This is a genomic window from Amycolatopsis sp. SID8362, assembly GCF_010550475.1.
Classification (GTDB): domain Bacteria; phylum Actinomycetota; class Actinomycetes; order Mycobacteriales; family Pseudonocardiaceae; genus Amycolatopsis; species Amycolatopsis eburnea.
In genome coordinates, this window is the sequence record NZ_JAAGNB010001844.1 from 1 (window position 1) to 8406 (window position 8406).

Sequence of the window (8406 nt, forward strand, 5' to 3'; positions counted from 1 at the left end):
CCAGGATCGTCAGCGCGAGGGGCATCCGCGCGCACAGCTCGACGAGGTCGTGCGCGGCGCCGGACTCGGCGGCCACCCGGCCGGCGCCGACGAGCGCGCCCAGCAGCACGGTGGATTCCCCGGTGCCGAGCCCGTCCATCCTGATGGGGCGCGCGCCGGCCTGGGCGACGAGACCGGTCAGCCGCTGCCTGCTGGTGACGATGACGTGGCAGGTGCCGCCGCCCGGCAGCAGGTGCCGCACCTGCTCGGTGTCGCGGGCGTTGTCCAGGACGATCAGCATCCGGCGCCCGGCCAGCATGCTGCGGTACAGCGCGGCCTGGGCGCCCAGGTCGAGTGACGGCGTGTCGCGCGGCGCGCCCATGGCGTGCAGGAACCCCCACAGCGCTTCGCCGGGCTGCATCGCCGCCGCCGGGGAGAAGCCGCGCAGGTTGGCGTAGAGCTGACCGTCGGGGAAGTGCCCCGCGTGCAGCCACGCCCAGTGGATCGCCAGCGCGGACTTGCCGATTCCCGCCATGCCTTCGATCGTCGAGATCGCCACCGGGTCCGGGCTCGCCGCGGCTTCGTCGAGGTGCGCGGTGAGGGCGGCCAAGTGCCGTTCGCGGCCGACGAAGTGCCGCACGGTCCCGGGCAGCTGCCGCGGCACGCGGCCGGGCGGCGGCGCGGCGTGCAGGTGGACGTCCCCGTGGACCTCGGCGGCTTGCAGGACGGGGCCGGCGGTCGTACCGGTGACGACGTTGCGCGGCTCGTCCCGGCTCACGATTCCGTCGGCGGTCGCAGCATGGGCACCAGAAACCTGCGCGCGACCGCGGCCAGCTGCTCGTCGTCGTCGAGGTCGAGCAGCCGGCTGGGAATGGTCAGGAACGAGGCCGACACCCGGACCAGCACCTCGGCGACGAGGTCGGGTTCGAGCTCGGCGGAGACGTGGCCCGCGCGTTGCTCCTCGCGCAGCTGCCCGGCGACGAACTGCCGCACGACCGCCAGCGTCGCGCCGCCGTCCCCGGTCAGCGAGGAGATCAGCAGGTCCGGTTCCACCTCCATCAGCCCGCCGATCAGCGGGTTGCTCCGGAAGGCGCGCAACGAGCTCACGAACCCGACGACCAGCCTGTCCGCGACCGTCCGGGCGGCGCGGATGTCGACCAGGAACCGGTCGAAGTAGCGGCGGAACTCCCGCTGCACCACCTGTTGCACCAGCAGGTCCTTCGTGGCGAACCGGCGGTAGACGGTGATCCGCGAGACGCCGGCGCGCCGGGCGACGTCCTCCATCGTGGAGCGCTGGATGCCCAGGTGGCAGAACTGCTCGAAGGCGCCGTCGAGCACCCGGGTGCGGACGTCGTCGGACTCGTCCACCTGCTCGCTGGCGTCGGCGTAGGCGCGTTCGAGCAACGACTCCGAGCCTGTGTACAGCAGGGAAGGTTCCACGCGCACTTCCTCGGACGACCGGTCAGCGACGGTTCCCACTCTAGGTCTTGTGGTCGTCGCCGCGCCTGTGTTGTCATGATGATACGCAGATATGAAATGCGTATCTCAATGTCATGGCTTTCCGGCAAGGAGGCTGAGGGAGCATGGGAGAGATCAACCGTCGACACATCCTGAGGACCGGCGGAGCGCTGGGCGCGCTGGGGGCGGTGAGCCTCGCCTCACCCGCGTACGCGTGGACGTGGTCGCCGACCGGATCGGTGGCCGCCGGCGGTTCGGGGGCCGACCCGCGGTACGTGTGGGACCCGGAGGCGGATCCGGTGTCGGCCGCGGTGCTCGACAGCGGCGACGTCGCCCACGTCAACGAGCTGCTGCGCACCTGGACCCGCAACGACCAGCCCCTGCCGGCCGGGCTGCCGGCGTACCTGCGCGATTTCATGGAAAGCGCGCGGCGGCTGCCGTCCTGGACCGACCAGGGCAAGCTGGCGAAAGCGTTCGACTTCAACAAGAAACGCGGCATCTACCTCGGCGTGCTCTACGGGTTCGCCAGCGGCATGATCTCGACGGTCATCCCGCACGAAGCCCGCGCGGTGTACCACTCCAAGGGCGGCGCGAACCTGAAGGACCGCATCTCCAAGACCGCCAAGCTCGGCTACGACATGACGCAGCGCAACGGTTTCCAGCCCGACGGCCAGCTGATCGTCACCTGCGTCAAGACGCGCCTGGTGCACGCGGCGGTGCGGCACCTGCTGCCCCGGTCGCCGGAGTGGACCACCGGCTCGGACCAGGAAATCCCGATCAGCCAGCGCGACCTGCTGGTGACCTGGCACAGCCTCCCCACGACCGTGATGCAGAAACTGACCGCGTGGGGCGTCCCGGTCGCGGCCGACGAGTCCGCCGCGTTCCTGCACTCCTGGCAGCTGTGCGGGCACATGCTCGGCATCCAGGACGAGTACCTGCCGGCGTCGTGGGCCGAGGCCGACTCGCAGGCCAAGCAGGTGCTCGACCCGATCCTCGGGCCGACGCCCGAAGGCAAGAACCTCGCGGACATCCTGCTCAACCTCGGCGCCACGATCGACGGCGGCATCCTGACCACGCACATCCTCGGCGCGCTGACCCGCTTCATCCTCGGCGACCAGATCGCCGGCTGGCTGGCGATCCCGCGCGAGCCGGTGTGGGACCCGCTGCTGAAGACCGCGTGGCCGCCGTTCATCGCCGTGCGCGAAGGCCTGTTGCCCTTCCCGCTCGCGCCCGCGGCTTACTGGACGCTGGAGGAGATCATCCGTCAGATCGCGCTGCTGTTCCTGTCCGAAGGGCAGACGATCAGCATCGAGATCCCGGACACCAACCGGCCCGCCTGAGCGCCGGCCACCCACGACGGCCGCGGTCGACGACTTCTACGACCGCGTACCGGCCGATGCCGAGCTGGCGGTGTTCTTCAAGGGCACCAACGCATCTCGCTCTAAGGGGATGCAGGTCGAGTTCTTCGGCGCCGCGCCCGGCGAGTACCAGGGCCGGTCCATGAAAGTCATCGCGCCACTGGCGTCGGACATCACCTGAACCGAATCCTCTGTTCCAGAGGTGGAAGGAAGCCGCCATGGCGGAAATGAGCAGGCGGAAGATGCTGGTCTCCAGCGGGGCTTTGGGTGCGCTGGGTGCCTTGAGCATCGCGTCGCCCGCATCGGCTTGGACTTGGGCGCCCAGTGGGTCCGTCGCGGGGAACGGCGCCGGCGCCGACCCCCGGTGGGTGTGGGACGAGCAGGCCGATCCGGTGTCCGCGGCGCTGCTCGAGCGCGGTGAGGTGCCGGCCGTCAACGAGCTGCTGCGGACCTGGACCCGCAACGACCAGCCGCTGCCGGACGGGCTGCCGGGGTACCTGCGGGACTTCATGGAGCAGGCGCGGCAGCTGCCCGCCTGGGCCGACCACGACAAGCTCGAGACCGCCGCGCGCTTCAACAAGTCACGCGGCCTGTACCTGAACCTGCTCAACGGCCTGGGCGGCGGGATGCTGTCCACCGCGATCGTCAAGGAGGCCCGCTCGGTCTACTACTCGAAGGGCGGCGCGGACATGGAGGACCGCGTCGCGAAGACCAGCATGCTCGGCTTCGCCGTCGGCGCACTGGACGCCTACCGGCCGGAGGGCACGTGCGTCGTGCAGGCGGTGAAGACGCGGCTGGTGCACGCGGCGGTGCGGCACCTGCTGCCGCAATCCCCCTACTGGACCGGGGATGTGCCGATCAGCCAGAGCGACATCCTGGTCACCTGGCACACGCTTCCCACCTACGCGATGCGCAAGCTGCGCGAGTGGAAGGTCCCGATGTCGCGCGCCGAATCCGAGGCGTACCTGCACGTCTGGCAGGTGACCGTGCACATGCTGGGCGTCCGCGACGAGTACATCCCCGCGACGTGGGACGCGGCGAACGCCCAATCAGACCAGCTGCTTCCCTCGGCGATGGCGCCGACCCGGGAAGGCGTCGAGCTGACCGACATCCTGCTGAACCAGCTCGCCGAGCAGACCAGCCCGGGCCGGATCGACCGGCCGGTCGTCAACGCGTTCGCCCGGTACCTCGTCGGCGACCAGGTCGCCGACTGGGACGCGATCCCGCGCGAGCCGTTGTGGGGTCCGCTCGTCGGCACGGCCTGGCCGGCGCTCGTCGCGTTCCGGGAAGGGCTGCTGCCGTTGCCGCTGGTGCCCGAAGCCGCGTGGGTGCTGGACGAGGCGGTGCGCCAGTACATCCTGCTCTTCCTCACCAAGGGGCAGGGCGCGGTCATCGACCTCCCGACCGCCAACCGGCCGAACTGAACGGGGATGGCGGCGAGATGGACGCAGATTTCGGCAGGCGCCGGTTCCTGGGGTACGTCCTCGCGGCGCCGACGCTGGTGGCCGCGGCGGACTTCCGGCCGGCGGCCGGCGCGCTTCCTTCGCCACAGCCGTCGAAGCTCCTCGACCTGAACGCGGTGCTGACCGCGGCCGCGCTCCCGACCTCGGGGCTGATCACCGTCGACGTCAACGCCGACGGGACCGTGTCGTTCGCGTTGCCGCGCGCCGAAGTGGGGCAGGGCATCACCACCTCGACGGCGATGGTGATCGCCGAGGAGCTGGGCGTGCCGGTCGAGCGGGTGCGCGTGACGCTGGCGGGCGCACGGCCGGAGCTCGTGTTCAACCAGCTCACCGGCGCGTCGAACACGACGTTCTCGACGTTCACGCCGATCAGGGTCGCCGCGGCCACCGCCCGGCTGCGGCTGCTGGAAGCGGCGGCCGCGCGGTTCGGCACCCCGGTGGCCGGGCTGAGCCTGCGGGCGGGCGTGATCAGCGACGGCGGCGGACGGCGGGTCGACATCGGCGCGGTCGCGGAACGGGCCGCGAGTTCGCGGACGCTGCAGGTGCCGGTGACGCTGAGCCCGCCGGGGCAGTTCACCGTCATCGGCACCCCGCGCACCCGCGTCGACGCGCGCGACGCGGTCACCGGCCGCAAGGCGTTCACGATGGACCTGCCGGTCGACGGCGCGAAACCGACGATGGTGTGCCGTCCCCCGACGATCAACGGCACGGTCCGCTCGGTGGCCAACCTGGCGGAGGTCCGCGCCATGCCCGGCGTGACCGACGTCGTCGTCATCTCCACCGGGGTCGCGGTCCGGGCCGAGACGTTCGGTCAGTGCATCGACGGCGTGCGGGCCCTGCGCGTGTCGTGGAAACCCGGGACCGCGGAAGGGAAGTCGGACGACACGGTGCTGCGCGAGCTGGCCCTCGCCGAGCTGCCGCTCGGGCCGCCGCCACTGGCGTCCACGGTCGAAGGCAAGTTCACGTTCCGGTTCCGGGGCAACAGCGCGCTGGAGACGAACTGCGCGATCGCCGACGTGCGGCCCGGGCGCGCGGAAGTCTGGTCGGCGCTGAAGTCGCCGATCGTCGCGCAGGAAACCCTCGCGGCGAAGCTCGGCTTGCCGGTCTCGGCGGTGACCGTGCACGTCGTCGAGGGCGGCGGATCCTTCGGCCGCAAGCTCTTCTTCGACGCCGCGCTGGAGGCAGCCGAAACGTCCCAGCTGATCGGCAAGCCGGTCAAGCTCATGTGGCACCGCGCCGACGACGTCCGGCAGGGCCGGGTGCACCCGATGGCGACCTCACGGGTGCGCATCGCGCACGTCGGCGGCACCGTGCTGGGTTACGAACAACGCCACACCAGCGTCGCCACGGATCTGGGGCACGGTTTCGGCGAGATCGTCACCGCCCTCGCCGCGCGGCTGCCGGTGGTCGACCTCGCCTTCTCCGAGGTGTTCTTCGTGCTGAGCCAGACGGTTCCGTACGACTTCGGGGCCGTGAGCCAGCTGCTGAGCGAGACCGGCAAGGGCTTCAACACCGGCAGCATGCGCAACGTCTATTCCCCGGACGTCACCTGCGCGCGCGAGCTGGTGGTCGACAAGCTCGCGGCGAAGCTGCGCCGGGACCCGTACGAGTTCCGGCGCGACGCGCTCGGCGACGACCGGGCCCGGGCCGCGCTGACGGCGGTCGCCGAGGCCGGGAACTGGGGCCGTCCGATGGAAACCGGGACGGCGCAAGGCATCGCGGTGCACAGCGAGTACCACTCCACCAGCGCGGCGCTGGTGGAGATCGACTGCCGGCCGGCCACCGTGAACCGGCCGGTCCGCGACGGCGTCGCCGGGCCGCGCGTCACCAAGGTCGTGTTCGCGGTGGACGTGGGGCTCACCGTCAACCCGCGCGGCCTCGAGGCCCAGGTGATGGGCGCGGTCATGGACGGCATCGCCCAGACGTTGACCTCGAGCCTGCACCTGCGCGACGGCGCCTTCCTCGAAGCCAGCTGGGACAACTACTTCTACACCCGCCAGTGGAACACCCCGCCCGAGCTCGAGGTCATCATCCTGCCGGACTCCTCGGACCAGCCCGGCGGCGCGGGCGAACTCGGCGTCGCCGCGTCGATGGCCGCCGTCGCCTGCGCTTACGGCCGTGCCACCGGCGTGACGCCGACCGAGTTCCCGATCAACCACGGCACGGTGTCGTTCGAGCCGAAACCGACCGTGCCGCCCGTTCCCGCGTCGCCGGTGAACGGGATCGGCCAAGCGCAGTGACACCAGGAGGATGCCTTGCCCGAGCACAGGTTCCGCGTCAACGGCGAGCCGGTCGTGGTCGACGTGCCCGACGACGTGCGGCTGCTGTGGGTGCTGCGTGACGTCCTCGGCGTCACCGGGCCGAAGTACGGGTGCGGGATCAACGTCTGCAAGGCATGCACCAGTCACCTCAACGGCCGGGCCGTGAACCCCTGCGCCATTCCGGTGGGGGAGCTGGGCCCGGCCGACGAGATCACCACGATCGAAGGGCTGCCGGCCACGGTGGACGCCGAACTGCACCCCATGCAGCAGGCGTGGCTCGACCGGGACGTCGCCCAATGCGGCTACTGCCAGCCGGGGCAGATCATGGCCGCGGTGGCGCTGGTCCGCCGCGTCCGGGAGCAGGGGCGGGAAGTCACCGACGCCGATCTCGACGAACTGCGCAACATCTGCCGGTGCGGTACCTACGTCCGGATCCGGGAAGCGATCAAGGCCGGCGCACGTGGGATGTAACTGGCGGTCCGCGTCAGGCGGCGTGGTCGAGCACGGCCGGCGCGGGCACCCCCAGCAGGGTCCGGTACCGCGTCTCGAACGCGGCCAGCGCGTCGTCGATGTCGTGGCGCGCGACGATGGCCCGGGACGCCTCGCCCATGCGCGCGCGGGCGTCGGGGTCGGCGGCCAGGTCGGCGATCCAGCGCGAGATCGTGGTGATCGCGCCCGGCTCGAACAGGTACCCGTTTTCGCCGTGGTGGACGAGGTGGGGGAGGGCGAGGGCGTCGGCGGCGACGACCGGGAGGCCCGCGGCCATCGCCTCCATGGTGGCGAGGCTCTGCAGCTCGGCGGTGCCGGGCATGCAGAACACGCCGGCTTCGGCGTAGCGGTGCACGAGTTCGCCGTCGGGGACGAACCCGTGGAAGGTGACGCGGTCGCCGATGCCCAGCCCGGCGGCGAGGTCTTCGAGCTCGCGGCGGCGGGTGCCGTCGCCGACGAGGTCGGCGCGGACGTGCGGCAGCGGAGCGAGGGCGCGCAGCAGCTGGTCGACGTTCTTCTCCTCGTCGAGCCGTCCCACGAACAGGACCGACATCGGCCGGTCGGCCGGCCGCTCCGGGGTGGCGTAGTGGGCGAGGTCCATGCCGCAGGACACGACCTGCGCCGGCCGGTCCAGGCCGATCCCCGCGAGGACCTCGGCCGCGCGTGGGGTCGGCGTGGTGACGATGCGGGCGTCGCGGTAGACGCGCGCGAGATCCCGCCACGCCCAGCGGGCGATCGCGTCCTTCAGCCACCGCGGGAACGGGGTGTAGCCGAGGAGGTTGTCCGGCATGAAGTGGTTGGTGGCCATGCCGGGGATGCCGCGCCGCGCGGCGGTGGCGAGCAGGGCGCGGCCGACGCCGAAGTGGGCTTGGACGTGGACGACGTCCGGGCGGATCCGGTCCAGGACCGCGCCGGCGGCGGTCCGGGCGGCGCCGGGGGTGCAGAACCGGTAGCCGCGGTGGAACGGGATGGCGTGTGAGCGGAGGCGGTGGATCGTGTAGCCGTCGCGCTCCTCGGTGCGGGCCGGGCCGGTGTCGGACGGGCAGGCGACGTGGACGTCGTGGCCGCGGCCGGCGAGCCCCCGGGCGAGGCGCTCGGCGAAGAACGCGGCGCCGTTGATGTCGGGCGGGAACGTGTCGGCGCCGATCAGGACGCGAAGGCCGGTCGGGTGCACGGGGTTCTCCTCGGGTTTCGATGGGGCTTGCGGAACGGCACCGGCGAGCACGCGCACACCGGCGAGAGCGACGACCGCGGCGAGCGCGGCGGCGGGCTGTGGAACTTCGCCGTAGGCCACGGCGGCCACGGCGACGGCGGTCAGGGGGTCGAGCACGGTCGTGGTCCCGACGACGACCGCGGTGGGCCCGGCGGCGTACGCGCGGTGCAGGAGCACGCCGCCGG

Annotated in this window: 7 protein-coding genes and 1 pseudogene; 5 read left to right on the forward strand and 3 right to left on the reverse strand. The window is 71.9% G+C overall.

Features of this window, described 5'->3' with window-relative positions:
* A partial coding sequence (locus G3I65_RS58995) for an NB-ARC domain-containing protein (RefSeq protein WP_309236125.1) occupies positions 1-757 on the reverse strand: 757 nt, incomplete at its 3' end.
* Positions 754-1419 (reverse strand): TetR/AcrR family transcriptional regulator, encoded by a 666-nt coding sequence (locus G3I65_RS56065; protein WP_309236126.1) that lies wholly within the window; start codon positions 1417-1419, stop codon positions 754-756. The genes G3I65_RS58995 and G3I65_RS56065, both read right to left, overlap by 4 nt.
* A gap of 143 nt (positions 1420-1562) precedes the next feature.
* Between G3I65_RS56065 and G3I65_RS56070 the strand changes: the two genes are divergently transcribed.
* The 5 genes and pseudogenes from G3I65_RS56070 to G3I65_RS56090 all read left to right on the forward strand — a co-directional run bounded on the left by G3I65_RS56070 (position 1563) and on the right by G3I65_RS56090 (position 6990).
* A complete protein-coding gene (locus tag G3I65_RS56070) occupies positions 1563-2777 on the forward strand; it encodes an oxygenase MpaB family protein (protein WP_160704787.1) in 1215 nt (404 codons plus the stop codon).
* A 31-nt stretch (positions 2778-2808) separates the two neighbouring features.
* Positions 2809-2976: pseudogene (locus tag G3I65_RS59235) on the forward strand (hypothetical protein); the annotation flags it as partial.
* Positions 2977-3013: 37 nt separating this feature from the next.
* A complete protein-coding gene (locus G3I65_RS56080) occupies positions 3014-4219 on the forward strand; it encodes an oxygenase MpaB family protein (protein WP_160704789.1) in 1206 nt (401 codons plus the stop codon).
* A gap of 17 nt (positions 4220-4236) precedes the next feature.
* Positions 4237-6498 (forward strand): molybdopterin cofactor-binding domain-containing protein, encoded by a 2262-nt coding sequence (locus tag G3I65_RS56085; protein WP_160704791.1) that lies wholly within the window; start codon positions 4237-4239, stop codon positions 6496-6498.
* 15 nt (positions 6499-6513) lie between these two features.
* The gene (locus G3I65_RS56090) at positions 6514-6990 is read left to right on the forward strand and encodes a (2Fe-2S)-binding protein (RefSeq protein ID WP_160704793.1); all 477 of its coding nucleotides are present in this window, start codon (positions 6514-6516) and stop codon (positions 6988-6990) included.
* 13 nt (positions 6991-7003) lie between these two features.
* On the opposite strand, the gene G3I65_RS56095 is transcribed toward G3I65_RS56090, so the two are convergent.
* Positions 7004-8406, reverse strand: a 1403-nt coding sequence (locus tag G3I65_RS56095; RefSeq protein ID WP_203612783.1) for a glycosyltransferase family 4 protein, incomplete at its 5' end; no start/stop codon positions are given.